The organism is Sphingopyxis sp. (assembly GCF_965279725.1).
Classification (GTDB): domain Bacteria; phylum Pseudomonadota; class Alphaproteobacteria; order Sphingomonadales; family Sphingomonadaceae; genus Sphingopyxis.
In genome coordinates this window covers 190,739-217,736 of sequence record NZ_CBDIIL010000003.1, presented here as the reverse complement: position 1 = coordinate 217,736, position 26,998 = coordinate 190,739, and the positions used below count along the sequence as shown (strand labels likewise).

The following is a 26,998-nucleotide window of genomic DNA, read 5'->3' as shown; positions in this document are numbered from 1 at the left end:
ATGAGCCGCACACTGGTTCTTTGGCTGCCCCCGGTGGCGGCGCTGGGCGAGGGAGATGCCCCCCATCCCGCGTGGCTGCGCGTCGATGACGGCGTCATCGTGGATTCGGGACAGGATGATGGCTGGGTCGACGCGTGGGAAAAACCGCGCGACGACGACCCCGAGGACCGGCTGATTGCGCTGGCGCCCGCCGCCGACGTGCCGCTGCGCTGGCATCATTATCCCGACGCCGCTCCGGCGCAGGCGGCGGCGGCAGCGCGGATCGATGCGCTTAAGGCCAGCTTGGGCGACGGCGCCTTGCTGCACATTGTCGCCGGGCAGCCCGCCGATGCGGGGCAGGCGGTCCCGGTGGCGGTGACGACGCATGCCGCGATGACGGCGTGGACCGACTGGCTGACGGCGCGCGATCTGTTTCCAGTGGCGATCGTGCCAGCCGCCGCCGCGGTGCCGCCGCCCGAACCCGACAGCCTGTGGACGGCCGAGGTCGGGACCGAACAGATCGTTCGCACGGCCGACCGCGCCTATGTTTCCGACCCCGAACTCGATCCGCTGATCGCGGCCGGCCATCCGATCGCGCCGCTAGACGCCGACCAGATGCGCAACGCGCTGCTCCTGACGCTGGCCACGCCGCCGCTTGATCTGCTGAGCGGCGGGTGGAAACCAAAGCGGAGCTGGGCGGTCGATCCGGCGATGCTGCGGCTGGCGAAGCGCTTGGCGATCGCACTCGTCGTCGTCAGCCTGCTGGTTCCGATCGTCTATGCAGTGCGGCTGACATCCGACACGGGCCGCGCCGACGATGCGGTCGTTGCGATGACAAGGAAGGCCGGGATGACGGCGAGCGACGCCACGACGGCCGAAGCCGAGGTTGATCGCCGCCTTGCCGCGGCCGGCGGCGGTCCGCTGGCTTTCTCGGTGCCTGCATCGGCGCTTTATGATGCGATGCGCGACGCGCCGGGCGTGTCGCTGAAGACGCTGTCGCACCGCACCGACGGGACGCTGACGACGACGATCGCGGCGCCACGGGTCGAGGATGTCAATCAGGTGCTGCTCGCGCTGCAGGCACGCGGTTACAAAGTGACCGCGCAACCGATGGCGGGCAGCGACGGCCAGCAGATGGCCAATATCACGATCCGGGCGGTGCCATGACCGAGCGATTGCAAAACTGGTGGGCGGCCCTGTCGATGCGCGAGCGCTGGCTTGTCGGCATCGCCGGCGTGCTGGCGCTGGGCGTGCTATTGTGGGGGCTGGGCCGGCCAGCCTATGCGGCGTTCGCCGATCTGGAGAACCAGCATCGTGCCGCAATCGAGCGCGAAGGGCGCGTTGCGGCCAAGGTGCAATTGCTGGCGCAGCGCCCGACGAAATCGGTCGCGGCGACCGTCGATGCGGTCGAGATCGACCAATATCTGGCGCAATCGGCGGGCGAACTTGGGCTGACGCTTGACCGCAACGAAGCGCGCGGCGCGGGGCAGGCGACGATCGCAATCGCGACCGCGCGCGCACCGGTGGTCACCAACTGGCTGGCCTCGCTCGAAGCGCGGGGCTTTGTCGTTGACCAGTTAACAATTACACCCGCCGCCGACGGCACCGTCGGTTTGACCGCCGAACTGCGGAAGGGCGGCCAATGAGCGCGCGGCGACGCTGGGGCATTGCGGCGCTGCTGCTTGTGCTGATCCTGATCATCGCGACGTTTCCGATGCGGCTGGCGCTGGGCCTCTCTGGCGCGACCGACGCGGGCGTCACGGCGCGTGAGGTCCGCGGGTCGGTGTGGTCGGGTGAACTGGTCGAGGCGCGGCTGGGCGCCCTGCCGCTTGGCACCGTACGCGCCAGCCTGTCGCCGCTGGCGCTGCTTGGCGGGGACGTCGAGCTGGCCTTTTCGCGCACCGACGAACGGCTTGGCGCGCTGGCGGGACGGCTGCATGGCAGCAACCCGCGCGGCGTCGCCGACGTCAACGGTACGACCTCGATGTCCAGCGGGCTCGGCATGATCCCCGTCGATACCATTCGTTTCGAGGGCGCGAAGGTGCGTTTCGACGGCGCAGGAAAATGTGCGGCGGCGAATGGGCGCATCCAGTTGGCGGTCACCGCGCCGATCGCCGGGCTCGACCTGTCGCGTGGGCTGTCGGGGCCGCTGTCATGCGCTAATGGCCGCGCGCAGGCGGCGCTCGCCAGCCAGTCGGGGATGGAGCGGCTGACGCTGTCGTTCGATGGCCGCGGCGCATATCGCGCCAACTTCGCGATCAACGTCGACCGCGACCCGGCGATGGCAGCGGCGCTGGCGGTGCTGGGGTTCAAGGCCGGTTCGGGCGGCTTCGTGCTGGCGACCTCGGGTCGCTTCTGACGTGTCTGTCCTGGATGCCTTGCCCTTTGGCATGGGCGTCGCGTTCGCTGCGTTGATCGGACTGGTACTCGGGAGCTTCATCGCGACCTTGGTGCTGCGTTGGCCCGCGGGGGGTTCGGTGTTCGGGCGGTCGCAATGCGACGGGTGCGGGCGGACGCTTGGCGCGGCCGATCTTGTGCCGCTGCTTTCGGCGATGATGGCGCGCGGATGTTGTCGAAAGTGCCGCGCAGCGATTGATCCTTTCCATTGGCGGGTCGAGTTTGGATCGGCGCTGATCGGCGCAATTGCGCTGGCGATGATGCCGGGGACGGCCGGCTGGATGTGGGCGTTGTTCGGCTGGATGTTGTTGCCGCTCGCGCTGCTCGATGCGCGGCACTTCTGGTTACCCGACCGGATGAGCGCTTTGCTGGCCATCGTCGGCCTGCTGCTCGCCGGGCCGCTGCTCGGCGCGTCGTTGCTCGACCGCTGGATCGGCGCACTCGCGGGCGGCGGGGCGCTGGCGTTCATCGCCTGGGCCTATCGGCGGGCGCGGAGCGGGGATGGCATGGGAGGGGGTGATCCCAAGCTGGTCGCGGCGATCGGGTGCTGGCTCGGCTGGCAGGCGCTGCCGCTGATGTTGCTGCTCGCCAGCGTGGGCGGCATCTTGTGGGCGCTTATGGTCCAACCGAAAAGGGACCAGCCGCTTGCTCAGCGACCAGTCCCCTTTGGTGCTTTTGCTTGCACCGCCGCGTTCGCGACGGTGCCGCTCTGGCCTCTGATCAGCGGCCGATGACGACAGTCACTGCGCGGCGGTTCTTGGCATAGGCTTCCTCGGTCGAACCGGTTTCAGCCGGACGTTCCTTGCCATAGCTGATGACGTTGATCCGCGACGGATCGACGCCCAGCGACGAAAGATAGTTTTTCGCCGCATTGGCGCGGCGTTCGCCCAGCGCGATGTTGTAATCGCGGGTGCCGCGCTCATCGGCATGGCCTTCGAGCGTGACGCGGACGGCGGGGTTGCGCTGCAGCCACTGCGACTGGCTTTGCAGCGTCGCCATATCGGCGCTGTCGACATTATACTGGTCGAAGTCGAAGAAGATGCGGTCGCCTTCGAGGCCGACACTGGCCAGGAAATCTTCCTGCGAGCCCGGGATCACACCGGTTCCGGTTCCGGCGCCGGTATCGGTGCCAGTGCCTTCGGGAACGGGGGGCAGGGTCTCGGGCGCCTTTTTCGCGCAGGCGCCAACGGCAAGCATGGTGATCGCCGCAATCATCGCGGTGCTCTTGCGTATCGTCATGGTGTCTGTCCTCTTGTTGTTGTTGGGAAATTCTCGCGTTGGGGCCATTTGGCCGCGTCAGAACATGCTATGGGAACCCGATTATCCGATTTTGGTTCCGTTTTCGTCACGGCAGCACCGGCCCCCAGCTGGGATCGGACCCGTCCTGCGGCGTCGGCAGACGGCGCAGGTTTACCCCGGTCAGGTCGACCTGCCACAGGCTCGATTTGCCGTCGCGCCCCGGGGTGGTGCGGAAAAACTGGATGACGCGGCCATTCGGTGACCAAGTCGGCGCCTCGTCCTGCCAGCTGTTGGTCAACATGCGCGCGCCGCTGCCCGACGGCGTCATCACCCCGATGCGAAACTCGCCGCCGCCCATGCGGGTGAAGGCGATCAGATCGCCGCGCGGCGACCATTCGGGGGTCGCCGAACGCCCGCCGCCAAAGCTGATCCGTTGCTGGTTCGATCCGTCGATGTTCATCGTATAGATTTGCTGGCTGCCCGACCGGTCGCTTTCGAACACGATCTTGCGGCCATCGGGCGAAAAGCTGCCGCCGACGTCGATGCCGGGGGTGCTGGTCAGCCGCACCGGGGTGCCGCCGCCGGCCGAGATGCGATAAATGTCGGTGTTGCCGCCGACCGCCATCGAATAGAGGATTTGGGTGCCATCGGGCGACCAGCGCGGGGCAAAAGTCGCGTTGCCGCTTTCGGTGACCAGCTTTTGCGACCCCGCTGCGACGTCATAGATGAAGACGCGGACGCGGTTATTCAGATAGCTGACGTAAACGATCTTTTTGTAATCGGGCGAGAATCGGGGCGAAATCGCCAGTGCCTGACCATTGGTGACGAAGCGGTGATTGCCGCCGTCCGAATCCATGATCGCGAGCCGCTTGATGCGGTTCCCCTTGGGGCCGCTCTCGGCGATATAGGCGACGCGGCTGTCAAAGAAGGGTGCCTCGCCAGACAGGCGTGAATAGATCGCGTCGGCGCATTTGTGCGCGGCGCGGCGCCAGTCGCCGGGCTGGATTTCGAAGCCTTTGCGGACCAGCTCGCTGCCCAGCGCGGTGTCGTAAAGATAGCAGCCGACCACCAGCCCGCCGGTGCCGCTGGCATCGACAAAGCCATGCACGACATTTTCCGCATTGCGCGCCTGCCAGTCGGCAAAGCGCGGCGCCTGCACCTCGGCGCGGGTAATCGCGCGAACGCCGCTGGGGCCGACGGGATCGTACAGGCCGCTGCGTTCCAGATCGGCGGCGATGACTTCCGCGATCTGGCGGCCCAAGGTGTCGGTGCGCAGTCCCGCCACGGTTTGTGCCGACGTGGTCGCGAGCGCCGGGATGGCGACAACCGTGCGGTCTTGCGACAGTGTGCCCTCGATCGTCTCACGCGGTTCGGTCGGGGCGACGGCGGGCGGGGTTGGCGCGGCAGTAGTTTGCGCGGCCACCGGGGCTGCAGTGAGCAGCAGGGCGAGCGCGAGGCTGATCGGACGGAGGAACATTTCTCTTACCTCTTGATGAAATCGAGCGTGTAATTCTGCCAGAAGCTGTAATTTTCCTCGGGCAGATCGAAAGGTGCGGCGAGTTCAACGGCGCGTTTGGCGCATTCCTGGTGCCGCTGGATCTGAAATTTATTGCTGTCGTTTTCGCCGGTGGTCGTGACCCCGGTAAAGCCTGCGAGCGCCCCGGATTGGGTCAAGCGGAACTTCACCACCGTTTTGAGCTGATCGACATCAACGCCTGAAACGCGGCAGCCATTCCAGCGCGGCGCGACCGCCGATTTGATGCTGACGTCGATCGACCGTTTGACCTCGGCGGCGGTCGTGGCGGCGGGGGCGCCCTTGCTGGCGGGCGATTTGGGTTGCGATTTCGAAAGCCCTTCGGCGATGCCATCGAGGCGGCCGGTCGGGCGCGTTGGACGATCCTTGGCCGGCGGCGCTTTCGGGGCGGCCTTGGGTTGCGCCTTGACTGCGGCCGGTGGTCGCTTCGGCGGCGCCTGTTTGGGGCGCGCGACCTGTTTCGGGGTTGGCGCGGGCGTTGGGCGGACGATCGGTTCGGGCAGCGGCGGCGCGGGCATCGGTTCGGGCGCGGCGATGTCGACGGCGTCCTCTTCGCCCAGCCGCGCTGCGGGGGGCGTCTCGCTGATCACCGGGGCAGTCGATTGCACCGCGGTTTCGGCGATCAGGTCGACCTCCATCGGCGGATTGTCGAAACGGCGTTCGCCCGCGGTCCACTGGACGGAAAGCAGGCCGATGATCACGACATGCGCCGCCACCGCGATGGCGATGCCGCGTCCTTCGTTCCCCCTCTCTGCCCGTGTTGCGGCCATGATGTGACCCTATTGCCCCGTTTCTGAACCGTCGGTGACCGCGGCTGCGGCGGTCGGCGCGCTGTCGGCGGCACCCTCGGCGCCCGTGGTGACCAGCGAAATGCGCGTCAGGCCGGCGCGGTTGAGCTCGCCCATGACGCGCATCACGCGGCCATAGTCGAGCCCCTTGTCGGCGCGCAGCATGATCTGGCGCGGCTTCTCCTCGCCTTGGCGTTCACGCGCGATAGCGTCGAGCCGCGCCGGAAGCTCGGCCTCTGGCACCACCTCTTCGCCGATATACAGCGTGTCGTCGGCGTTGATCGACAGCTGCACCGGTTCCTGCTCCTCGGTCTCGACCGGCTTGGCGCGGCTTTCGGGCAGGTCAATCGGCACGGCGGAGGCGAGCAAGGGTGCGGTGATCATGAAGATGATCAGCAGCACCAGCATGACATCGACGAGCGGGGTGACGTTGATGTCGGCGATCGGGGCGCGGCGATGGCCGCGGCCGCGCCGTCCGCCGATGCCGCCCGAGGGACCGGACATCGCCATCAGGCTTCGACCTCAAGCTCGCGGCTGAACGTCGCGTGCAGCCCGTCGGCGAAGCGGCCGAGGCGCGATTCAAGCCGGTTCAGGCGTTGCGAAAAGGCGTTGTAGGCGATGACGGCAGGGATCGCGGCAAACAGCCCGATCGCGGTCGCGAACAGCGCCTCGGCGATGCCGGGGGCGACGACGGCGAGGCTGCTGTTGTTCTCCGCCGCAATTGCGGTGAAGCTACGCATGATGCCCCACACGGTGCCGAACAAGCCGACGAAGGGCGAGACCGAACCGATAGTCGCCAAGGCGCTGATCTTTTCGGCGAGCCGGTCGACTTCGCCCGCAACCGCACTGTTCATCGCGATGCCCAGCCGCTCGCGTGTGCCGTCGCGGTCGATGATCTTGCTTTTGGTCGAGCGGCGCCACTCGCTGATCCCGGCGCCCAGCACCTTGGCGCTCGGCAATTCCTCGCTGCCATTCTTGTCGAAGAATTTGTCGATATTGTCGGCGCGCCAGAAATCGCGTTCGAAGTTTTCGGACGCCCGCATCAATTTGCTGACGCTGCGCCCGTGGGTGAAGATGACCGCCCAGACATAGATCGACGCCAGCAGCAGCCCGATCATCACCGCTTTCACGATGATATCGGCCTGGATGAACAGCGCGACGGGGGAAAGCGTCGCCGCGTCGGCGGCCAACGAGATATTGTCTAGCAAGGGATTTTCTCTCCATTCATGATGGCGGTAAAGCGGTCGGCCCAGCCCGCGGGCTGGCGGCGCGGCCGACCTTCGGGAGACAGGAAGGCAGCGGTGACTTGCCCGTCGGTGAGTGTCTCGCCGGTTAACGTGTCAGTTCCGCGAAGGATGCGCTGCGCAATGATCACGCTGGCGCCGCGCACCGCCTGTACCGTGCTGACGACGAGCAGGTCGTCGTCGAGCTTTGCCGGGCGGCGATATTTGATTGTCAGGTCGGTGACCGCCCAGCTGCCGTCGCCGGCGTCCATCGCCGCCCGCTGGTCGATGCCAGCGATCCGCAGCATGTCCGACCGCGCGCGCTCCATATAGCGCAGGTAATTGGCGTGATAGACGATACCCGACAGGTCGGTGTCCTCGAAATACACGCGCGCCCGATAATGATGCTCAGCCCCGACGAAGGCGCCGGGGATGAAAGGGGGCGGGGCGTTTACCATGGGGTTGATCGATAGCGGGCCTTCGACTCGTCGCAAACCCCTAACCAACGGTTCGTCGCAGATGGGGGCCGTTTGGTGGGAGATGATGGCGGATTTCCGCCTATTTCCCGTTGTCGAACAAACCGTCCTGCGACCCCGCCGGCGGATTGAGTCCCAGATGTTTCCAAGCGCTGGCGTTGAGCATGCGCCCGCGCGCGGTGCGCGCGATCAGGCCGACCTGGAGCAGATAGGGTTCGATGACATCCTCGATGGTGTCGCGCGGTTCGGACAGGCCCGCCGCCATCGTCTCGACCCCGACCGGGCCGCCGCGGTAAATATCGGCGATCATCGTGAGGTAGCGCCGGTCCATGGCGTCGAGCCCGAGCGCGTCGACCTCGAGCCGGTTGAGCGCGGCATCGGCCGCCTTGGCATCGACGATGGCATGGCCCGCGACGGTCGCGAAATCGCGCACCCGGCGCAGCAGCCGCCCGGCGATGCGCGGGGTGCCGCGCGAGCGTTTGGCAATCTCCAGCGCGCCGTCGGATGCGATCGGCAGCGCGAGCAGGCGCGCGGCGCGGGTGATGACCTGCTCCAGCTCGCCATGGGTATAGAAATTGAGCCGCACCGGGATGCCGAAGCGGTCGCGGAGCGGTGTTGTGAGCAACCCCTGCCGCGTTGTCGCGCCGACGAGGGTGAATTTGGGCAGATCGATGCGGACGCTGCGCGCCGACGGTCCTTCGCCGATCATGATGTCGAGCGCGCGGTCCTCCATCGCGGGGTAGAGGATCTCCTCGACCGCGGGCGACAGCCGGTGAATCTCGTCGATGAACAGGACGTCGCCGTCCTCGAGATTGGTGAGCAGCGCGGCAAGGTCGCCCGCTTTGGCGATCACCGGGCCGCTGGTCGAGCGGAAGCCGACGCCAAGTTCGCGCGCGACAATCTGCGCCAGCGTTGTCTTGCCGAGACCGGGCGGGCCGTAGAAGAGCACGTGGTCGAGTGCGTCAGCGCGCGATTTGGCGGCCTCGATAAAGATGCGCAGATTTTCGCGCGCTGCTGCCTGGCCGACGAACTCGGCGAGCGTCTTGGGCCGCAGCGCGGCGTCGGCGTCCTCGGGGGTGCGGATGGGGGTGGTGAGGTCGGTCAAATCAGCATCCCAGTTGCGCGGCCAAGGCGGTCAGGCTGTCGGCGCTATATTCCCAATCCTGCGCCGCGTCGGCATCGGGCGCGCGGGCGCCGCCATATTCTTGTGGACGGTCGATATGGGCGGTCATCAACCCACAAGCGCGCGCGGCGGCCAGGTCGCTGTGATGCGAGGCGACGAGGCAAAGCTCGTGCGGCGCGAGCCCCAGCGCCTCGGCGGTCGCGAGATAGGCGGCGGGTTGCGGTTTGTACGCGCGGGCATATTCGGCGCCGAGGATGGCGTCCCACACGATCCCGGCGCGGCGCGCCATATCGATCATCAGCGACACATTGCCGTTCGATAGCGTGACGACGGGAAAGGCGGTGCGGAGCCGCGCGATGCCCGCGACGCTATCGGGCCAGGGATCGAGCCGGTGCCAGGCTTCTGTCCAGTCGGCGAGCAAAGCCGGATCGAGCGCGGCGGCATCGATGCCCTGCGCGTCCAGCACCGCGTCCAGCATCTCGCGGTGCAGGATGTCGAGCTTGACGAAGCCGCGCTGCCCGCCGCTGACCACCGCCATCGCGGGCAGGTAGCGGCGACGCCACTGGTCGGCGAAGTCATGCGGGTCGATTTCGCTGCGGTCGATCTTTGCGAGAAAGGTGGCGGATTCGCGGGCGATGCTGGTGCGCCAGTCGACGACGGTGCCGAAGACGTCGAAGGCGAGGGCTTTGGGGCGGTGGGTGGCGGCGGGCTCAGTCATGATGCTCTATTGCCTCGCCGGTGATCGAAACCCAAGGCTCCATGCGGTCCTCGTACACTGAATAATCGGGGACGAAGCCGTGGCCGGGTGCAAAATTGCCGAGCGGGATCGCATAGGCGTCATGATAGGGCCGCGCGCGGTACCAGACGCCCGAACCGCAGGTGCCGCAGAAAAAGAAGTCGGCGGGGTTGCCGCTGTCGCCGGTATATTGCCACATCCGCGCCTTCGCCTCGCCCTCGATGCGGACCTGCGCAGCGGGGAAGCGGACCTGCGCGGCAAAGGCGCTGCCGCTGCGCGCCTTGCACTCGCGGCAGTGGCAGACCGACACGCGGATGGGTTCGCCGGTGCAGGCGATGCGGACTTGGCCGCAGCGGCAAGATGCGTTGCGGGTGGGGGTCGTCACTTTGCGGCCTTTTTGAGCGCCACGCGCACCAGCGCATCGAGATTGGCTTCCGCGCCCAACTCCTCGCTCGCCGCCGCAACGGCGCCGCTCGCTTCGCCGGGTTTAAAGCCGAGGCCGGTGAGGGCGGTGACGGCGTCGGCAAGGGGGCCGGGGGTGGCGGAAATGTAGGAGGCGCCGCTGCCGGAAATGCCGCCGAGCGCGCCGGCCTTGTCCTTCAGCTCATGCGTGATCCGCTGCGCCAGCTTCGGCCCGACGCCATTGGCGCGCGCGATCATTGCGCTGTCGCCGCTGGCAAGCGCGCGTTGCAGGTCGGTGATTTCGAGCGCCGAGAGGATCGCGAGCGCGACCTTGGCGCCGACACCCTGGACGCTGGTGAGCAGGCGGAACCAGTCACGTTCCTCGGCCTTGGCAAAGCCGAGCAGGCGCAGGAAATCCTCGCCGACCAGCATTTCGGTGTGGATGGTGACCTCGCCGCCGGTGGCGCCGAGCGCGTCGAGGGTGCGCGCCGATGCCTCGACCAGATAACCGACGCCGCCGACGTCGATCACGGCATGGCCTGCGGTGCTCGAATCCAGCCGCCCTGTCAGTTTCGCGATCATGATCCGTGCCTAACGCGGGGAGAACGAAAAGGGAATCAATTTCCCTTCATCATGTAAACCGCGTCATCCCGGGCTTGACCCGGGACCCGCCTTTGAAACGAGGCAGGCCCCGGATCAAGTCCGGGGTGACGCGGGGTTAGTATCGCGGCCGATGGTTCGCATGGCAGATCGCGACCGCCAGCGCATCGGCGGCATCGGGCCCCGCGACCTTCGCCCCGGGCAGCAATACGCGCAGCATCGCCTGCACCTGTTCCTTCGCCGCGGTGCCGGTGCCGACGATCGCTTTCTTGACCAGCCGCGGCGCATATTCGCCCACTGGCAGCCCGGCGCGGGCGCAGCCGAGGAGGACGACGCCGCGCGCGTGGGCGAGCTTCAGCGTCGATTGGGGATTGTCGTTGACGAACACTTCCTCGACCGCAGCGCACCCGGGCGTGTAATCGGCAATTACCGCAGCGAGCACGGTGTCGAGATGCGCGAGCCGGTCGGGCAGGAGCGCCTTGGCGTCGGTCTTGATCTGGCCGTTGGCGATGTGGCTGATCCGGCTGCCCTCGACGCGGATGACGCCCCAGCCGGTGCAACTGAGCGAGGGGTCGAGGCCGAGGATGATCATTTGTTTCCGTTCGTGTCGAGCGAAGTCGAGACGCCCATAAGGCATGCGCGACTGAGAGGCATCTCGACTTCGCTCGATGCGAACGGGTTTTGGTTTTTAGCCAAGTTTCTCCATCACCGCATCGGGGATTTCGTAATTGCCCCACACGGTCTGGACGTCATCGTCGTCGTCGAGCGTGTCGATCAGCTTGAACAAGGTCTGCGCGGTCGCTTCGTCGGCGATTTCGCTTTTCAGCGTCGGGCGCCAAGCGAGCTTGACGCCTTCGGCTTCACCGAGCTTGTCTTCGAGCGCTTTGGCGACTTCGTGCAGACCGTCGATTTCGGTCCAGATGTCGTGGCCGTCTTCGGATGATTCGACATCGCTGGCGCCGGCATCGAGCGCGGCTTCGAATATGGTATCGGCGTCGCCCGCCTTGGCGGGATAGCTTATCAGGCCCAGGCGGTCGAAGCCATGCGCGACGCTGCCCGAGGTGCCGAGATTGCCGCCATTCTTGGCAAAGGCGGTGCGGACATTGGTCGCGGTGCGGTTGCGGTTGTCGGTCAGCGCCTCGACGATCAGCGACACCCCGCCCGGCCCATAGCCTTCGTAGCGGATCTCTTCGTAATTATCGCCGTCGCCGCCCGCTGCCTTGTCGATCGAACGCTGGATATTGTCCTTCGGCACCGACTGCGCCTTGGCGGCGTTGATCGCGGCGCGGAGGCGCGCATTCGCGTCGGGATCGGGCAGGCCCATTTTCGCCGCGACGGTGATTTCCCGCGAAAGCTTGGAAAACAGCGAGCTGCGCTTTTTGTCCTGCGCACCCTTGCGGTGCATGATGTTCTTGAATTTACTATGGCCGGCCAAGCCACCCTCCATCGGTAATTTTGAAAGCTGGCGCCGCCCTAGCGCGGCGCTCCCGATCAGACAACCACGGCTGTTCCACTCGCGGACACCATCAGCATCGACCCGTTCTGGCCGAGCACTTCATAATCGAGGTCGACGCCGACCACGGCGTTGCCGCCCAGCCGCGCCGCTTCGGCTTCCATCTCGCCGATCGCTTCCTTGCGGGCGCGGGCGAGGACATCCTCATATTTGCCCGAGCGGCCGCCGACGATGTCGGTGATGCTGGCGAACAGATCGCGGAACAGGTTGGCGCCGACGATCACCTCGCCGGTGACGATGCCCAGATAGTCCTGGACCGGACGGCCTTCGATCGTATTGGTGGTCGTGCTGAACATCGTCACTCTCCTCGCTGATGGAATGCGCGTCAGTCGATGCCGAGCGCCGATTTATACACGTCCAGAATCGCTTCCATTTCCTTGCGGTCATTGACCGGCAGTTTGCGCAAGCGAACGATCTGACGCATGATCTTTGGATCATAACCGTTGGATTTTGCTTCGTTATACGTGTCGCGAATATCGTCGGCGACGCCCTTTTTCTCTTCTTCCATCCGCTCGATGCGCTCGATGAACAGGCGCAGTTGCTGGTCGGACACGGTGGCTTCGCTCATTTTGGACTCCGGTGATTGGGATGATGTGGCGCGAGAATCGCGGCTTGCGCGTCCCTAATCGCCCCGAGGATTTTTGGCCATGCTTTCTTCCATCCGCGCGAGCTGTCCGGGGGTGGCGGCGGTGTGATGGAGCGCTTTCCATTCCCCGGTCGGCATACCGTGGACGATCGCGCGACCCGTTTCCTTGTCCATATGACCCGCGTCGGCAATCCAGTCGCCGAGACAGTTGCGGCAGAAGCCGGCGAGCCCCATCAGGTCGATATTCGCGGCGTCGCTGCGGTGCTGGAGCAGCCGGACGAGGCGGCGGAATGCCGCCGAGGCGACGGCGTCATCGAGACTGTCGAGCGCATCACTCTTGGCGGTTTGATCGTCGCTGCAGGACATGGCGGATTTCCTTCGTTTGGGACGATGAATAGCTATACGCGGCTTGCCTTGCCGGGGGCAACGCGCCTACGCAAGCGGCCCCAGCTTTTTATCGGTTCGGAGCATTTGTGGTCCAGAGTTTTACCCCCCGCCAGCGCAAGGTGCGCATTCTGGCGACGCTTGGTCCTGCGAGCGCGACGCCCGACATGATCGCTGCGCTGCACCGGGCCGGCGCCGACGCTTTTCGCGTCAACATGAGCCACGGCGACCATGCCGGTCATGCGCAGGTGATCGCCGCGATCCGCGCGTTGGAAAAGGAAACCGGCCGTCCGACGACGATCCTGGTCGATTTGCAGGGGCCGAAACTGCGCGTCGGGACGTTTGCCGGTGGGCCGGTCGATCTGATCAACGGTCAGCCTTTCGCGCTCGACGCCGACACCAGCCCTGGCGACGCGACGCGCGTCCATCTGCCGCATCCCGAATTGTTTGCGGCGCTGGAGGTGGGCACGCGGCTGCTCATCGACGACGGCAAGCTGGTGCTGCGCGTGCAGGCGGTATCGCCGATGCGGATCGACACGCTGGTCGAGGTCGGCGGCAAGATTTCCGATCGCAAGGGGGTCAATGTCCCCGACGTCGTCGTCCCGCTCGCCGCATTGACACAAAAGGACCGCAAGGACTTGACCTTCGCGCTCGAACAGCAGGTCGACTGGATCGCGCTGTCGTTTGTCCAGCGGCCCGAGGATGTCGCCGAGGCGCGGACGCTGATCGGCGGCAAGGCGGCGCTGCTGGTCAAATTCGAAAAGCCGTCGGGGGTGCAGCGCATCGAGGAGATCCTCGAACTCGCCGACGCCGCGATGGTCGCGCGCGGCGATCTGGGGGTGGAATTGCCGCCAGAGGCGGTGCCGCCCCTGCAGAAACGGATTGTCGCGACGGCGCGGCGGATGGGCAAGCCCGTGGTCGTTGCGACGCAGATGCTCGAATCGATGATCGTGTCGCCGTCGCCGACGCGCGCCGAAGTGAGCGACGTCGCCACCGCCATCTATGACGGCGCCGATGCGATCATGCTGTCGGCCGAAACCGCGGCCGGCGCTTTCCCGATCGAGGCGGTGACGATGATGGACAGCATCGCGCGCTCGGTCGAAAGCGACCCCGATTATTTCCGCCGCCTGCATTTTACCGAAACGCTGCCCGACGCGACGACCGCCGACGCGCTGGCCGAAGCCGCGGGCAGCATCATCGCGACGATCGCCGCCGATGCGATCATCTGTTTCACCGCGTCGGGATCGACCGCGCGCCGCGTCGCGCGCGAACGGCCCAACGCGCCGCTGCTTGTCCTGACGCCGAAAAAGGAAGCCGCGCGGCGGCTTGGCCTGCTGTGGGGTGCGCATGCGGTGCCGACCAAGGACATCGGCAGCTTTGAAGAAATGATCGCCAAGGGCAAGCGCATGGCGCTGCGCCACGGCATCTGCAAAGCGGGCGCGAAGCTGGTGATGATGGCGGGGGTGCCGTTCGGTACCCCGGGATCGACCAACGTCCTGCACGTTGCGACGCTGACCGGCGACGAGCTGCGCGGCTACAGTTAGGATTTTGCCGCAAGTCGATTCAATTCGGCACAACAGTTACCGGCTGATTCAGATAATTTTCGGTCTGATTCAGATCGGGACGACTTAAAATGGTAAACGGGCTTTGCACCATTGACGCCGCGCGGCATAGTTGGTGGATACAGCGCGTCGGACCCGCGTCGGGGGGCTCCGCATCGCTTATCTGGAGGTCCAACTCGCGTGTCCGCACCGTTCCGTTTTCCGCGATTTTTCGTCACCAGCCCGGCACCTTGCCCCTATCTGGCAGGCAAGACCGAGCGCAAGGTGTTCACCGAACTCAGCGGCAATACAGCGAACGAGTTGAACGACGCGCTGGGCCGCATCGGATTTCGGCGTAGCCAGTCGGTGGCCTATCGCCCCAGCTGTGCCGATTGTTCGGCCTGCGTGTCGGTGCGGGTTTGCGCGTCCGAATTCACCCCCAGCAGCTCGCAGAAGCGCAACATGCGCCGCAATGGCGATCTGGTTGCCACGGCGTGCAAACCGTGGGCGACCGAAGAACAATATGCGCTGCTGCGCGGCTATCTCGCGTCGCGCCATCCCAATGGGGGCATGGCGGACATGGACGAGCAGGATTTTGCCGACATGGTCGAACAGACCCCGGTCGACAGCTATATGGTCGAATATCGCGAACCGGCGGCGGGCGGCGGCAAGGGTCGCCTGATCGGTTGCTGCCTGACCGACCGACAGGGCGACGGGCTGTCGATGATCTACAGCTTCTTCGACGCTGCGCACCCGCTGCGCGAGGGGCTGGGCACCTATATCATCGCCGATCATGTCCAGCGTGCCGCGCGGGCGGGCCTGGCCTATGTGTATCTGGGTTACTGGATCGAAGGGTCGGCGCGGATGGCTTATAAAGCGCGCTTCCGCCCGATCGAACGGCTTGGTCCAGAAGGCTGGTCGCGGTTCGAGCCGACGGCGTCGGACGGCCTCGCGGCAATCTTCGAACTCGCCTGACAAAACGCGTCTGCTGACGGCGGTGTACCGGTTGTGATTTTGGTCACAGCGGGCAAATAGGCTGCCGATACCTCTGTCGCATGCGCTGTGACGGACGACATATTCCACTGGCTTTTCACGTTATTTTGCCGCGCGGGTCGTCATTGACCCGGGTCATGTCGATCAATGACCAGCGAATGGCAAGCCGCTAGACGTACGTCTGGAGAAGTCATGTCTTGCGCGTCCGCAATGGAAGATAATCGGATGAAATATTTGCGAAATTTTCAACGCGCGATGACGGCGTTGGTCGCACTGGCCCTGCTGCCGAGCGCCGCATATGCCCAAACTGCCGAACAACAGGCGCAACACGCCCGCGACATGAACGACATCGCCGCGACGCCGCCGCAAGGTGGCAACGAGCGCGATAGCAGATTTCGTCCATATTCCGAACCCAGCTATCAATATGATGTGCGCCCTTCGAAGCCGGGGTTTTTGGCTGTGGCCTATCATGTCGATACCGGATCTACATGGGCATCGGTAGCTCACAAGAATAGCGACGATGCCAAAAAACATGTGTTGGCCGCCTGCAACGCGGCAACCGGCGGCGGATGCTATATCGCCGCAGCGGTTCCCAGCCCAGGCACAATATTTCTTGCTGAGGATGCAATGGGCCAGACGTGGATCAAGGAAGAAATGAGAGAATATGGCGCACCTTACACCTATGACTACAGAATAACGGATCCAGCCCGGATCGACTGTCAGGTAAAGTCCTTCGGTTGTTCGAGGATGGGCGGGTATGAGAGCGAGTATATCTATCTCGATCGCGATCCCAGTATAGATCAGGCTAAGGATTATTTCCCGAAAGGTAAGCTGCACTGGAATCGCTGGGCGATGGTCGCGCAGCCGACGGCCCAGACCACCGCGGGGCAGGCCAAAAGCTGGCTGATCAGCGGCAAGCAAAATTCGGCGGCGACCCGCAAGGAAATTCTCGATCGTTGTCAGGCGGATGCCGGGGTACCCTGCGCGATATCGGCCTACGCCGTGGCCGACGAAGAGGTGCTGACCAATGACACGGGGTCCGAAAATGGCCTCTTGGTGCATTTCGTCGATGGCCGCGGGAAAAATCGCTGGATCAGCGCCGTGACGACGAAGCCAAAGAAGAAAAAATACAAGAAGATGTTTCGCGACGATCCTGATTTCGTGGAGGCCCCTGATCCGGTGACGGTTCAGGAGCGCATCGACCGGATCTGCCCGAAAAGCTTGGGCTGTAGAGTCGTCGCTACTTACGACGCCGCGACGCCGCGGATGCAGGTGATCGAGGACGTGAAGTGACGGCGCGCAAGATGATTTTGGAGTGATGATGATGCAATATTTCCGACCTGCCCTGCTCGGCGCGGCGACCATCTTGGCCTGCCAGCTTTCAAGCCCCGCCCAAGCCTGTTCCGATTTGCCCAATATCTGCGCCGCACAGGCGCAGCACTACCAACAGATGAACGACATCGCGGCGACGCCGCAGCGGAACGACGACGGCCCATATGATGATGGCGGCCCGGCTGGCGAGCGGCCCCGCGATCCGATGGCAGAGGCAATGGCTGACATTTCTGGCATCGCCGACGCATCTTCGGCATTCGGCGCCGAGCTTCAACAGCGCATGAAAGACCCCGAGTTCAAGGCGGCCTATGATCGTTACCACAAGGGTGGCTGGGATTTTTTTCAGGATAGCAACAATCCGCAGCCCGGCGAATATTGCTCGGCCTTATATATGAAGGGCGAAGCCATGGTCCGGATTTCCGGCCCGGGCAAAGACTATGCCGGCGCGATGCTGACCTTTTCAGGGCCTGGCATTACCGGTTCGCCGGATGTGCAGAAAATCAAGGTGACGCTCGATCAAAGCGACGGCACCTCGCAGTCGGTTCAGGCTTTCAATTACAAGTTTCCCGGCGAAGCCTATGCCTCCATTGCCTTTGCCGTCCCGACCATTGAGGCGGGATTGGCGGAAATGAAGGAAACATGGGGCTTTGACGTGCTGGTCAAAGGCAAGTCGGTGTTGAAGATCGAGTGGAATGACGGCCTTGCGGCGCGCAAGCAGCTCGAAAATTGCCTTAGCAAACGCAAGCCGAGCTGAGGCCATGACACATCGATTTCTCGCGCCGCATATTGCCATGCTGACGGCCATCGGTGTCAGTTTCGTTCCATCCGCCGCTTCGGCGCAGGCGCTCTTTTTCCATGTCGATGGCGACCCGGGCGACCGTCAGGCCTATTATTCGCAGACACTGGTCATGAACCGCACGTCGCCCAGCGAGGCGCTGGGCCCGATCGCGATCAAACAGCTCGACGTCACCATCATTCATGAAAATGCGGCAAAGCCCGAATGGACCATGCTGCGGTTGCAGTTCGAATGCCCGAGCATGTTCGCCATCGCGACCGGCAAAGCAGACGGGAAAATTCCGAAATCGGCCTCTGTAAGGATGCGGATAGGTGAAGGCAGCGTGAAGTTACGACGCGATTTGCAGAATGAAGACATTCCGCCAGGACCTTGGGAAACGACCAGCGATCCGGCCATGCTCAAGGCGCGAAAACTTGCCTGCTACGAAGCCGATATCAAAACGGCGATGTTCGACTCTTATCGCAACCAGCGTTTCGACATGGCGGCGTTCAACGCGAAACTGAAGCCATTGGGGTTCACCGAAAGCGTCATGGTCCTGGCCGAAACAACGGGGCCGGAGCAGATTGAACTGACTTGGTCGCGGCTATGGCGTGGCAGCAAGCGGCCAGACCCAACCGGCAAGTTCAGCCGACCCGCAACCGACGCAGAGCGAGCTGAGGCCACGGAGAAAATGGCCGTCCTCACCAAGCAAATCGATAGCTTGGCGTCACAGATTCGCGGCAAATATGAGCAGAGCACCAAAAATTTGGCCGCCGGGTTCGAATTTGACGACGCCGCCGCCAAGCTGCGCGGCGACCGCAAACCACGCGGGATCGAAGCGCAGCTTCTGATGGTCTGGCAATCGAAGCCGGAAGAAGATGTGGTTGCGAAGATGGGACGGCCTCTCGTCTCGGATTCCGGCGACCTGCGGATTCTCTCCTATGGCCAGCAATCTGACAATCGCGTTCTCGTCGGCAGCACCAGCGGCGCAACTTGGGTCGAAGGCACGTACATGGCGTGCGACGTACAATTCGTCACCATCCCCGACAAAAATGGGGTGCGCCGCGTTGCCGACGTCCGGATCGGCGTCGACAGCAACGCGCCCGGATGGGGCGGCGCGAGCACGAGCGAAGCTTGCGGCGGATTGTTGCAGGCACCTGGTAAATGATCGGCCACGTCCCATTGCGATATAGTGAGGATGTTCCATGACGCTGTTTCGCATATCGGCAGTGCGTTTCCTCCTGCCGTGTTTGCTGGCAGTTGTTTATTGCTTGCTTCCAACCGCCGCATCGGCCGAGGGTCGCTGCCCGCCCGGAATGTTCGAAACCGGGTCGCGGGACTTTATCGGCTGCGCCCCCATTCCGGGGTATGGAGAATCCGACCAACAAGGCGGCGACGAACCGAGCCGTCCCCGGGCGCCGCCAGTGGAAATCCAGCCAAGTTATATGGCGGCGGCCCAACATGTCGATACCGGTTCGCTCTGGGTATCTGTAGGCCATCGGACGCTCGATTCTGCCAAGCAACATGTGCTCAAAGCCTGCGACGCCGCCACGCGCGGCGGATGCTATGTGTCCGACACCCATTTTGGCGTGGGCGAGCTACATGTCGCTGAAGACGCCATGGGTCAGCTTTGGACCAAAATACAGCCCTACGATAAAGCTGCCCCGAGGTTCAGCGTCGTCGATTGGAATGCGGCGATCGAACACTGCTGGAAGAACTCTTTTGGCTGCAGATATGCGGGTAGGTTCGAAAGCGGTTTGCTGCCGCTCAACGACAATCCGGACAAGGAATATTACGAAGACCGTTTTCCCAAAGGCACCATGCGATGGAAGCGTTGGGCGTTGGTCGCAAGGCCAACGCAATCCGATACCACCGCCGGGCAAAACAAGAGTTGGTTGATCAGCGGGAAGGAAGACTCGGTAGCCGCGCGGAAGGAAGTTCTGGATCGCTGCCAGACGGAGTCGGCCATGCCATGTACGATAGCCGCCTACGCCGTGAAAACCGATGATATGGTGGCATTTTCGGGCGGCCCCACGAGCGTCAACGGCCTGCTGGTGCATTTTGTAGATGCAAGAGGGCGTAATCGCTGGACCAGCGCTGTCCCAGACAGTGCGGAATACCAAAAAATGAAGAACAAGAAAAAGGCCTACATCAGTCCAATGACGGTTCGACAGCGTATCAATCAGCTGTGTCCGCCCCAGTTCCCTTGCCGCGTGATCGCAACTTACGATGCCGCAACCCCGCGGATACAAGTGATCGAGGATATTCAATGACGCATTTTCGCATCTGGGCGGCGCGTGTCCTCGTGCCGGGCTTGCTAGCAATGGCCTATTGCCTGCTTCCTAGCGCCGCCAAGGCCGAGGGCCGGTGCCCGCCTGGAATGTATGAAACCGGGTCGCAGGACTTTATCGGCTGCGCTCCGATTCCAGGGTATGACCAAGGTGGCGATGATGGCGGCGATGATGATTCTTCATCAAGATCACCTGCGATATACAGTAAGCCGATTCAGCCCAGCTACATGGCGGCGGTGACGCATATCGATACGTCTTCCTTTTGGGTTTCGCGGGCGCACTGGACGGCGGATTCAGCCAACAAACGGGCGCTTGCGGCCTGCCAGGCGGCAATGGGCAAGGGATGTGTTATCGCCGACACGGTTTATGGATATGGTCCTTTCGGTGTGATGATCGATGCGATGGGTCTGCGCTGGATCAAATCCGGTGCCGATGTTCCCAAAGGCACGCCCGAATCCATTCAGTATCAGGCGCTTGCACTGCAGTGCCTTAAAAGTTCGTTTGGCTGCGAATTCGAAGAGGTAATATATCAAGGCGCGTTGCCGGTCGATGCAGCGCCGGGATCGGATTTCGTCACCGATATTTTTCCGCGTTATGGAGTGGCGCGACATCATTGGGCGTTGCTTGCCAGACCGGAAGGCACAGCGCCTGCGGCCTCGCAAAACAAGGCCTGGTTGATCAGTGGAAGCCAGAATTCGGCGGAGGCACGCAAATCGGTTCTCGATCGCTGCAGGGCGGACTCCGGCGTATCTTGCGCCATCGATGCTTATGTCGCGAACGGCGTGTTGGTTCGGTTCGTCGATGCGAGAGGAAAAGCGGGCTGGACGAGCGCGGTGACGAAAAGGGTGATTGAGCCGCTCGGGAGCTACAGGAAGAAAAAGCCCAAGATCGACCCGGCGTCGGTTGCGGCCCGTGTAGAGCGGCAATGCTTCGTCAAGCCATGCAAAGTCATCGCCACCTACGATGCCGCAACGCCGCGGATGCAGGTGATCGATGACGCCCGATAAGGTCGGTCGTCACGGTTGGGCGAGCTTGCGGGGCATCCATCGATCGAACCCGGCGCGGCCCTCTTTCCGGAAGAAAAGCCGGTCGACGGGGTGTCGATGTCATGGAACCGAAACCGCTTCAAATCATTGAAACAACCAAGTTTCTCGCCACGAAGGAGAAGGATCTTGGCTTTGAAAACGTTCGATTCCAGAGTTTTGATCGCTGCAGGCTTGCTCGGCCTTTCGCTTCCGATACATGCCACGGCCCAGTCGGGCACCCGCGACGGCGCGGCGGTCAATGGTGTCGACCAGACGCTGACCATCGATTGCGAGGGCCGTCCGGCGGCGGTGTCGGGATCCGACAATCGCATCACCTTTGTCGGCGATTGCCCCAGCCTGACGCTGAACGGCGTCGATAATCAGGTGACAATCAGCCTGCGACCGGGGGCGCTGCTTAAAGTGTCGGGCGTCGACAATATCGTGACGTGGCGCGTCAATGGAAAGGGTCGGCCAAAGGTGTCGGTACAGGGCGTGGATAACCAGGTTCGCGCGGCGCAATAAGCGCCGCCACACCCTCGGCGCCCCGCTGTTTGATCGTATCATCTCTCGCTTTCCCAGGAAAAAATCACGCGTTCGTTGCTTGATCTTTTGTTATGCACTGTATTATTAGTATAATACACATTTTGGGGGGATGATGTGGCGGCCTTGCTGCGCTTTTGGGCTTCGGTGTTATTGATTTTTGTCGCGATGCCTGGCGGGTCGATCGCGGCCGTCGGTGATCCCGCCGATGCGTTGGACAAAGCGCTGGCGCGCGAAAAAATGACCGGGATCGCTTGGAGCATGGTCGACGGCGACCGGATCGTCGTCGGGGCGCGGGGCTTGGGCGACGGGCCCGCCGGGCGGGCGCTGCGTTCCGACGATCGGGTGCATGTCGGATCGATTGCCAAAACGATAGTGGCGCTGGGGGTGCTGCGGCTGGTGAGCGAGGGGCGCATCGCGCTGGATCAGCCGGTCGAGCAATTGCTGCCCGGAGTCATATTCGACAATCGCTGGCGAGCGACGAGCCCGGTGACCGTGCGCCATCTGCTCGATCATAGCGCGGGGCTGGAAGACGCCCGCCTGTGGCACATCTTCAGCGCGCAGACCGGGGCAAACGATCCGCTCGCGGGACTGATCGCCCGCGATCCCTCGATCCTGAACATCCGCACCAGGCCGGGGCAAATCTTCTCCTATTCCAACGTCGGTTACACCCTTCTTGGTATGATCATCGAACGCGCGACGCGCACGCCCTATGAGCAATGGCTTGACAGCAACATATTGCTGCCGATCGGCATGGGCGACAGCACCGCGACGTTTCAAACCCAGCAGGGCGCGGCACGCGACGCGCGGCTGGTGTGGGGACATCAGGACCGGGGCGACCGGGTCGCGGCGATGCCGGTGGCGGTCCGGCCGGCGGGACAGCTGACGACCACCCCGCGCGATATGGCGCGGCTCGCCCAATATCTGATGGGGGACGGCCGCGTCGGCGGGGCTCAAATCATCCGGCCGGACCTGCTTTCGGCGATGGCGCGGCCCCGCCACGCGGCGGCGCGCGCCGGGCTGGTTCACGGCTATGCCCTGGGCCTCGGTCTTTTCGATCGCGGCGGTCACGCGGGCCGTTGTCACGGCGGCGATATTGTCGGCTTTCGTGCCATGCTGTGCCTCTATCCTGAAGAAAAAAAGGCCTATTTCAGGTCGATCAATATCGACAAGGAGGGCGCTGACTATCGTCAGTTCGACCGGATATTGATCGCCAGCCTTTATCTGCCCGCAACGTCGCCATCGAAAGCGGCACCGCTGGCCGACACCTACCGGGGCTGGGGAGGGCGTTATGTTCCCTTGGTGAGCCGGGTTGCCATTGGCCGCTACCCCGAACTCCTGTCGGATGGAATCGACGTTGCGCTTTCACGGAGCGGCGCCACGATAACCCACGATGACGGCAAGATTGTCCAACTTGTCGCGGCGGGGCGGAATTTGCTGCGCGACAAGGATAAGGTCAGGCCGTCGCATGTGCTCCACCCCGATCCGGGCGGCGGGCAGCTGATCAGCACCGATTTTCGGACGTACCGCCGCGCCCATTGGGCCGAGCGCCCCGCGCTGTTGATCGGTCTGTTCGCCGGTGTCGGCGGTTTGGCCTATCTGCTGCTCGTCGCGCCGATCGTTGCCTGGCGCGCCAAACGGCCCATTATTTCGCCCATCCTGATCATATTTGCGATCTGCCCCGTCGTCGTCGCCCTGCTGTATGTCCAGCCATTTCAGCAACTGGGCGACTTGACGACCGGGTCGGCGTTGCTGGCGCTGGTGACGGCCGCATTGCCGATCGCTCTTGTATGGCAAGCGGTGACGGCGGCGCGGTCGCGCCATGCGGGCCGCCGGATCGAATTGCTCGCCACGGCCGCCGCTTTGCAGTGGGTCGGTACGTTCGCTGCGTTCGGTTTGGTGCCGCTTTTCCTCTGGAAATGATGCCTGTGGTGGGCGGGTTGGGCGCGCTTTGCGGCGCGGCGTGGCTCTATTGCCTGTGTCGCGGCGAAATATTGACGGTTTCGGCTGACATTTCCATGCCACCGGTTGACCTTTCCCTGCTTTCAAGGGCATAGCTTTGCGTCCAGGACATCAGTCCGGGTCGCATCCATTATGTATTCGCCGGGGGGCTGGCGAGAGGGGGAAAGGATGCCCGTGCGCGCGTTTGTCAGCAGCATCACCAGCGATCCGACCAGCGGTTTGTACCGCGCTTGGGCCGACGCATGACCGAGCCGGTCAAAGTCGCGATTATCGGATCGGGACCGGCGGGACTGAGCGCCGCCTCGCGCGCCGCGCAGCTGGGGCTGAGCCACATCCTGCTCGAAAAGACCGACCATCTGTCGGACACCATCTTCAAATATCAAAAGGGCAAACGCGTGCTGGCGACGCCGGAGCGGCTCGACCTGCGCTCCGACTGCCGTTTCGCCGAGGGCGCGCGCGAATATATCCTGGGCAATTGGGACGAGGACGCCGCGAACAATAAGGTGAATGTGGCGTATCACGCCGAGGTTGCCGAGGTGACCGGCGCCAAGGGCGCGTTCGCGATCAAGACCGCCAAGGGCGACGTCTTTCACGCTGAAAATATCGTGCTGGCGATCGGCACGCAGGGCAATCCGAACCGGATGCGCTGCGGCGGCGCCGACCTGCCGCACATCATCTATCAGGTCGACGATCCCGAGGATTTCAAGGACAAGCATATCACCGTCGTCGGATCGGGCGACGCGGGGATCGAAAACGCGCTCGGCGTGGCCGAAGAGGCGCTGGAAAACACCGTTACGATCCTGAACCGCTCAAAGGACTTCGCGCGCGCCAAGGCGAAGAATGTCGCCGACATGACCGAGGCGGGCGAGAATGGCTTCATGTCGATCCGCACCGAAACCCAGCCAAAGCTGGTCGAACCTGGCTGGCTGACGCTGGAAACCCCGACGGGTGAGGAGCGGATCGAGTGCGATGTAATCGTCGCGCGATTGGGCTCGGTTGCGCCGCGCGGCTTTGTCGAATCGATGGGGATCGAGTTCACCGGTCCCGATCGCGAAGCCTTTCCGAAGCTGTCGCCAACTTTTGAAACTACGGTGCCGGGCCTTTATGTCATCGGCGCCCTCGCTGGCTATCCGCTGATCAAACATTGCATGAACCAGGGTTACGACGTCGTCGAATTCCTGAACGGCAACCAGGCGCTGACCCCCGCCGACGAAAAGGATCTGGCGGCAATCTTCGAAAAGCTGCCGCAGAAGAAATCGGTCACTGAATGGCTGGAATTTCTGCGCGCTCGCATCCGCATCTTTGCCGACGTCTCGCCGCTGCAGATGCGCGAGTTCATGCTCGATTCGAAGGTCGCCTTCTACAACAAGGGCGATGTCGTGTTTGAAAAAGGCGATCCCGGGTCGTCGCTGTTCGCGATCGCCGATGGCCATGCGGTGGTCGAAGTCGGCCCCGACTTCACCGTGCCGATCGAAGAGGGCTCGATCTTTGGCGAGGTCGGGCTGATTTCGGGCCGCAAGCGCGGCGCCACGATCCGCGCTGGCGAAGACAGCATCTTTGTCGAAGTGTCGCGCACCGCGGCGCTGAAGCTGATGGCGGCGGTGCCAGGTGCGAAGCGCGTCATCAACCGCATCTCGCTCGAACGGCAGCTGCTCCAGATCTTCAAGGGCGGGTTAACGGTCGAGGATCTGGAACCGATCGTCGAGGATCCGGCGATCGAGCGTGTTCCGGCGGGCAAGGTCGTGCTGGCCGAAGGGGACGAGGGCGACGACGTCTATGTCATCCGTTCGGGGTCGATGGTGGTCGAGAAGGACATCGGCGGCAAACCGATCTTCCTGCGCTATCTGCCCGCGGGCAGCTTCTTTGGCGAAATGGCGGTGCTCAGCGGCGCGCCGCGCAACGCGACGGTGAAAGCCGCGGTGGCGAGCGAAGTGATCCGGTTGAAAGGCCAGCAATTCAAGGAAATGCTGGCCAAGCGTCCGCAAGTCCGCGCCGCGACCGAGGCTGCGGTGGCCGAGCGCGCGGCGATGAACGACTTCATCGAATCGCGCAAGGCGAGCTATTCGAGCGCAGTCGATCTGTATTCGGACACGGCCAGCTTCATCATGAAGGAAGGGCTGGGCGAGGCGACCGACGCGCTGCTGATCGACGAGAATCTGTGCGTCGGCTGCGACAATTGCGAAAAGGCGTGCGCTGACAGCCATGAAGGCCTGTCGCGGCTCGACCGCGAGGCGGGCAAGACCTTCGCGCACCTGCATGTGCCGACCAGCTGTCGCCACTGCGAGCATCCGCATTGCATGGCCGATTGCCCGCCGAACGTCATCCACCGTGGCCCCGATGGCGAAGTGTTCATGGAGCCCGGCTGCATCGGCTGCGGCAACTGCATGCGCAACTGCCCCTATGGGGTGATCCGCATGGAAGCGGCGCCGCCCGAGAAGCCGAGCTTGCTGCGCTGGCTGCTCACCGGCTTTGGTCCGGGGCCGGGCGAACCGTCGCCCAAATGGACCAAGGCGCAATTGGGCGACGAAAAGCCCAAGAAGATCGCGGTCAAATGCGACATGTGCAAAGGCATATCGGGCGGCCCCGCATGCGTACGCGCTTGCCCGACCGGCGCCGCGATCCGTGTTTCACCCGAAGAGTTCCTGTCGATCGCGCGGCTCGAAGAGGACGCCGGCTGATGGCGAGCCTGTTCCGGCGCCGCCGATCGAAGGCGACCCAGACCGAACGTGTCCGCGAGCGCAAGCATGAAGGATTTCTGCGCTATGCCGGGTTCCGGTGGGCGAAGATTTCCGGCGGGCTGTGCCTGCTGATCATCATTTCCTACGCGCTGGTCGATGTGACGCCGCGGCATAATGGCGGTAGCTGGTACGGCTACACGCTCGGCACCATAGGCGCCGGGCTAATCCTGTGGCTCACCGCGCTCGGTTATCGCAAACGCAAGATGACCAACGATTACTGGTCGCTCAAGGCGTGGACGTCGGCGCATGTCTATCTCGGGCTCAGCCTGATCGTCATCGGCACCTGGCACACCGGGTTCCAGCTCGGCTGGAACGTCCACACGCTGGCGTGGGCGTTGATGATGCTGGTGATCCTGTCGGGACTCTATGGCGTGATCGTTTATGCGACGCTGCCCGCGGCGCTGTCGAACAACCGCGATGAGATGACGCAGATGCAGATGCTCGAAGCGATCCGCGCTTTCGACCGTCAGTTGCATAGCGCGGCGCAGCCGCTGACGCCCGAAGATACCGCGCCGGTGCTCGCGGCGCTGGACGAAGACCCGTTCGCTGGTGGCGTGGCCGCACGATTGTCGGGACGCTATGCGAATTGCGCGACCGCTGCGGCGCTGCGGACCTTGGCGGCTTCGCGCAGCAGCGACGCCGCAGCGCGCGAGAAGGTGGTCGGACTGCTCAAGCAAAAGGTGGCAGCGCTGGCGCGATTGCGCGCGCATCTGCGGCTGCGTGCGCTGCTAGAAATCTGGCTTTACGTGCATGTGCCGCTGACCTTCGCGCTGATTGCGGCGCTGTCGGCGCACATCATCAGCGTCTTTTTCTACTGGTGA

At 63.8% G+C, this 26,998-nt stretch carries 30 protein-coding genes; 15 read left to right on the top strand and 15 right to left on the bottom strand.

Features of this window, described 5'->3' with window-relative positions; translation table 11 throughout:
* The 4 genes from gspL to ACQY6T_RS09850 are packed head-to-tail and all read left to right on the top strand — an operon-like array spanning position 1 to position 3,110.
* On the top strand, positions 1-1,146 hold the full coding sequence (gene gspL, locus ACQY6T_RS09865; RefSeq protein WP_428630614.1) for a type II secretion system protein GspL: 1,146 nt from the start codon (positions 1-3) through the stop codon (positions 1,144-1,146).
* Entirely contained in the window at positions 1,143-1,625 is a 483-nt protein-coding gene (gspM, locus tag ACQY6T_RS09860; protein ID WP_428630613.1) for a type II secretion system protein GspM, read from the top strand. Before gspL ends, gspM begins: the two co-directional genes overlap by 4 nt.
* On the top strand, positions 1,622-2,338 hold the full coding sequence (gene gspN / locus ACQY6T_RS09855) for a type II secretion system protein N (protein WP_428630612.1): 717 nt from the start codon (positions 1,622-1,624) through the stop codon (positions 2,336-2,338). The genes gspM and gspN overlap by 4 nt, the downstream gene beginning before the upstream one ends.
* Before the next feature lie 31 nt (positions 2,339-2,369).
* The gene (locus ACQY6T_RS09850) at positions 2,370-3,110 is read left to right on the top strand and encodes a prepilin peptidase (RefSeq protein ID WP_428632619.1); all 741 of its coding nucleotides are present in this window, start codon (positions 2,370-2,372) and stop codon (positions 3,108-3,110) included.
* Here the strand turns inward: ACQY6T_RS09850 and pal are convergent.
* From pal to ACQY6T_RS09775, 15 genes are all read right to left on the bottom strand, one after another.
* A complete protein-coding gene (gene pal, locus ACQY6T_RS09845; RefSeq protein ID WP_428630611.1) occupies positions 3,097-3,615 on the bottom strand; it encodes a peptidoglycan-associated lipoprotein Pal in 519 nt (172 codons plus the stop codon). The two genes, ACQY6T_RS09850 and pal, sit on opposite strands and share 14 nt — an antisense overlap.
* 106 nt (positions 3,616-3,721) lie before the next feature.
* On the bottom strand, positions 3,722-5,092 hold the full coding sequence (tolB, locus tag ACQY6T_RS09840) for a Tol-Pal system beta propeller repeat protein TolB (protein ID WP_428630610.1): 1,371 nt from the start codon (positions 5,090-5,092) through the stop codon (positions 3,722-3,724).
* Between the two features lie 5 nt (positions 5,093-5,097).
* Positions 5,098-5,919 carry a hypothetical protein gene (locus ACQY6T_RS09835; protein WP_428630609.1) on the bottom strand — a complete coding sequence of 274 codons (822 nt, stop codon included), beginning with the start codon at positions 5,917-5,919 and terminating at the stop codon, positions 5,098-5,100.
* A gap of 9 nt (positions 5,920-5,928) precedes the next feature.
* Entirely contained in the window at positions 5,929-6,447 is a 519-nt protein-coding gene (gene tolR, locus ACQY6T_RS09830; protein ID WP_428630608.1) for a protein TolR, read from the bottom strand.
* Positions 6,447-7,145 carry a protein TolQ gene (gene tolQ / locus ACQY6T_RS09825; RefSeq protein ID WP_428630607.1) on the bottom strand — a complete coding sequence of 233 codons (699 nt, stop codon included), beginning with the start codon at positions 7,143-7,145 and terminating at the stop codon, positions 6,447-6,449. The genes tolR and tolQ overlap by 1 nt, the downstream gene beginning before the upstream one ends.
* The gene (locus ACQY6T_RS09820) at positions 7,139-7,618 is read right to left on the bottom strand and encodes a YbgC/FadM family acyl-CoA thioesterase (RefSeq protein ID WP_428630606.1); all 480 of its coding nucleotides are present in this window, start codon (positions 7,616-7,618) and stop codon (positions 7,139-7,141) included. Before ACQY6T_RS09820 ends, tolQ begins: the two co-directional genes overlap by 7 nt.
* A gap of 100 nt (positions 7,619-7,718) precedes the next feature.
* A complete protein-coding gene (gene ruvB / locus ACQY6T_RS09815) occupies positions 7,719-8,741 on the bottom strand; it encodes a Holliday junction branch migration DNA helicase RuvB (protein ID WP_428630605.1) in 1,023 nt (340 codons plus the stop codon).
* A gap of 1 nt (position 8,742) precedes the next feature.
* Positions 8,743-9,477 (bottom strand): haloacid dehalogenase type II, encoded by a 735-nt coding sequence (locus ACQY6T_RS09810; protein ID WP_428630604.1) that lies wholly within the window; start codon positions 9,475-9,477, stop codon positions 8,743-8,745.
* A complete protein-coding gene (locus tag ACQY6T_RS09805; RefSeq protein WP_428630603.1) occupies positions 9,470-9,880 on the bottom strand; it encodes a GFA family protein in 411 nt (136 codons plus the stop codon). Before ACQY6T_RS09805 ends, ACQY6T_RS09810 begins: the two co-directional genes overlap by 8 nt.
* On the bottom strand, positions 9,877-10,479 hold the full coding sequence (ruvA, locus tag ACQY6T_RS09800; RefSeq protein WP_428630602.1) for a Holliday junction branch migration protein RuvA: 603 nt from the start codon (positions 10,477-10,479) through the stop codon (positions 9,877-9,879). Before ruvA ends, ACQY6T_RS09805 begins: the two co-directional genes overlap by 4 nt.
* Before the next feature lie 136 nt (positions 10,480-10,615).
* Entirely contained in the window at positions 10,616-11,089 is a 474-nt protein-coding gene (ruvC, locus tag ACQY6T_RS09795; RefSeq protein ID WP_428630601.1) for a crossover junction endodeoxyribonuclease RuvC, read from the bottom strand.
* Positions 11,090-11,185: 96 nt separating this feature from the next.
* Entirely contained in the window at positions 11,186-11,932 is a 747-nt protein-coding gene (locus ACQY6T_RS09790; RefSeq protein WP_428630600.1) for a YebC/PmpR family DNA-binding transcriptional regulator, read from the bottom strand.
* 56 nt (positions 11,933-11,988) lie between these two features.
* The gene (locus ACQY6T_RS09785; RefSeq protein ID WP_428630599.1) at positions 11,989-12,306 is read right to left on the bottom strand and encodes a YbjQ family protein; all 318 of its coding nucleotides are present in this window, start codon (positions 12,304-12,306) and stop codon (positions 11,989-11,991) included.
* Between the two features lie 29 nt (positions 12,307-12,335).
* Entirely contained in the window at positions 12,336-12,578 is a 243-nt protein-coding gene (locus ACQY6T_RS09780; RefSeq protein WP_428630598.1) for a DUF2312 domain-containing protein, read from the bottom strand.
* 54 nt (positions 12,579-12,632) lie between these two features.
* Positions 12,633-12,962, bottom strand: a complete 330-nt coding sequence (locus ACQY6T_RS09775) for a DUF1244 domain-containing protein (protein WP_428630597.1) — start codon at positions 12,960-12,962, stop codon at positions 12,633-12,635.
* A gap of 107 nt (positions 12,963-13,069) precedes the next feature.
* Here ACQY6T_RS09775 and pyk point away from each other — a divergent pair, with 107 nt between their 5' ends.
* From pyk to ACQY6T_RS09720, 11 genes are all read left to right on the top strand, one after another.
* On the top strand, positions 13,070-14,524 hold the full coding sequence (gene pyk, locus ACQY6T_RS09770) for a pyruvate kinase (RefSeq protein ID WP_428630596.1): 1,455 nt from the start codon (positions 13,070-13,072) through the stop codon (positions 14,522-14,524).
* Between the two features lie 198 nt (positions 14,525-14,722).
* Entirely contained in the window at positions 14,723-15,496 is a 774-nt protein-coding gene (locus ACQY6T_RS09765) for an arginyltransferase (RefSeq protein WP_428630595.1), read from the top strand.
* A 165-nt stretch (positions 15,497-15,661) separates the two neighbouring features.
* Positions 15,662-16,807 carry a hypothetical protein gene (locus tag ACQY6T_RS09760; protein ID WP_428630594.1) on the top strand — a complete coding sequence of 382 codons (1,146 nt, stop codon included), beginning with the start codon at positions 15,662-15,664 and terminating at the stop codon, positions 16,805-16,807.
* A gap of 28 nt (positions 16,808-16,835) precedes the next feature.
* Complete coding sequence (locus tag ACQY6T_RS09755) at positions 16,836-17,600, top strand: hypothetical protein (RefSeq protein ID WP_428630593.1); 765 nt, start codon at positions 16,836-16,838, stop codon at positions 17,598-17,600.
* Positions 17,539-18,789, top strand: a complete 1,251-nt coding sequence (locus tag ACQY6T_RS09750) for a hypothetical protein (protein ID WP_428630592.1) — start codon at positions 17,539-17,541, stop codon at positions 18,787-18,789. Before ACQY6T_RS09755 ends, ACQY6T_RS09750 begins: the two co-directional genes overlap by 62 nt.
* A gap of 37 nt (positions 18,790-18,826) precedes the next feature.
* The gene (locus ACQY6T_RS09745; protein WP_428630591.1) at positions 18,827-19,894 is read left to right on the top strand and encodes a hypothetical protein; all 1,068 of its coding nucleotides are present in this window, start codon (positions 18,827-18,829) and stop codon (positions 19,892-19,894) included.
* Complete coding sequence (locus tag ACQY6T_RS09740) at positions 19,891-20,919, top strand: hypothetical protein (protein WP_428630590.1); 1,029 nt, start codon at positions 19,891-19,893, stop codon at positions 20,917-20,919. Before ACQY6T_RS09745 ends, ACQY6T_RS09740 begins: the two co-directional genes overlap by 4 nt.
* A gap of 165 nt (positions 20,920-21,084) precedes the next feature.
* Positions 21,085-21,459, top strand: coding sequence for a DUF3060 domain-containing protein (locus tag ACQY6T_RS09735; protein WP_428630589.1), 375 nt, complete (start codon positions 21,085-21,087; stop codon positions 21,457-21,459).
* A 165-nt stretch (positions 21,460-21,624) separates the two neighbouring features.
* Positions 21,625-23,400, top strand: a complete 1,776-nt coding sequence (locus ACQY6T_RS09730; protein ID WP_428630588.1) for a serine hydrolase domain-containing protein — start codon at positions 21,625-21,627, stop codon at positions 23,398-23,400.
* 281 nt (positions 23,401-23,681) lie between these two features.
* A complete protein-coding gene (locus ACQY6T_RS09725) occupies positions 23,682-26,117 on the top strand; it encodes a cyclic nucleotide-binding domain-containing protein (protein ID WP_428630587.1) in 2,436 nt (811 codons plus the stop codon).
* Positions 26,117-26,998, top strand: a complete 882-nt coding sequence (locus ACQY6T_RS09720; protein WP_428630586.1) for a hypothetical protein — start codon at positions 26,117-26,119, stop codon at positions 26,996-26,998. Before ACQY6T_RS09725 ends, ACQY6T_RS09720 begins: the two co-directional genes overlap by 1 nt.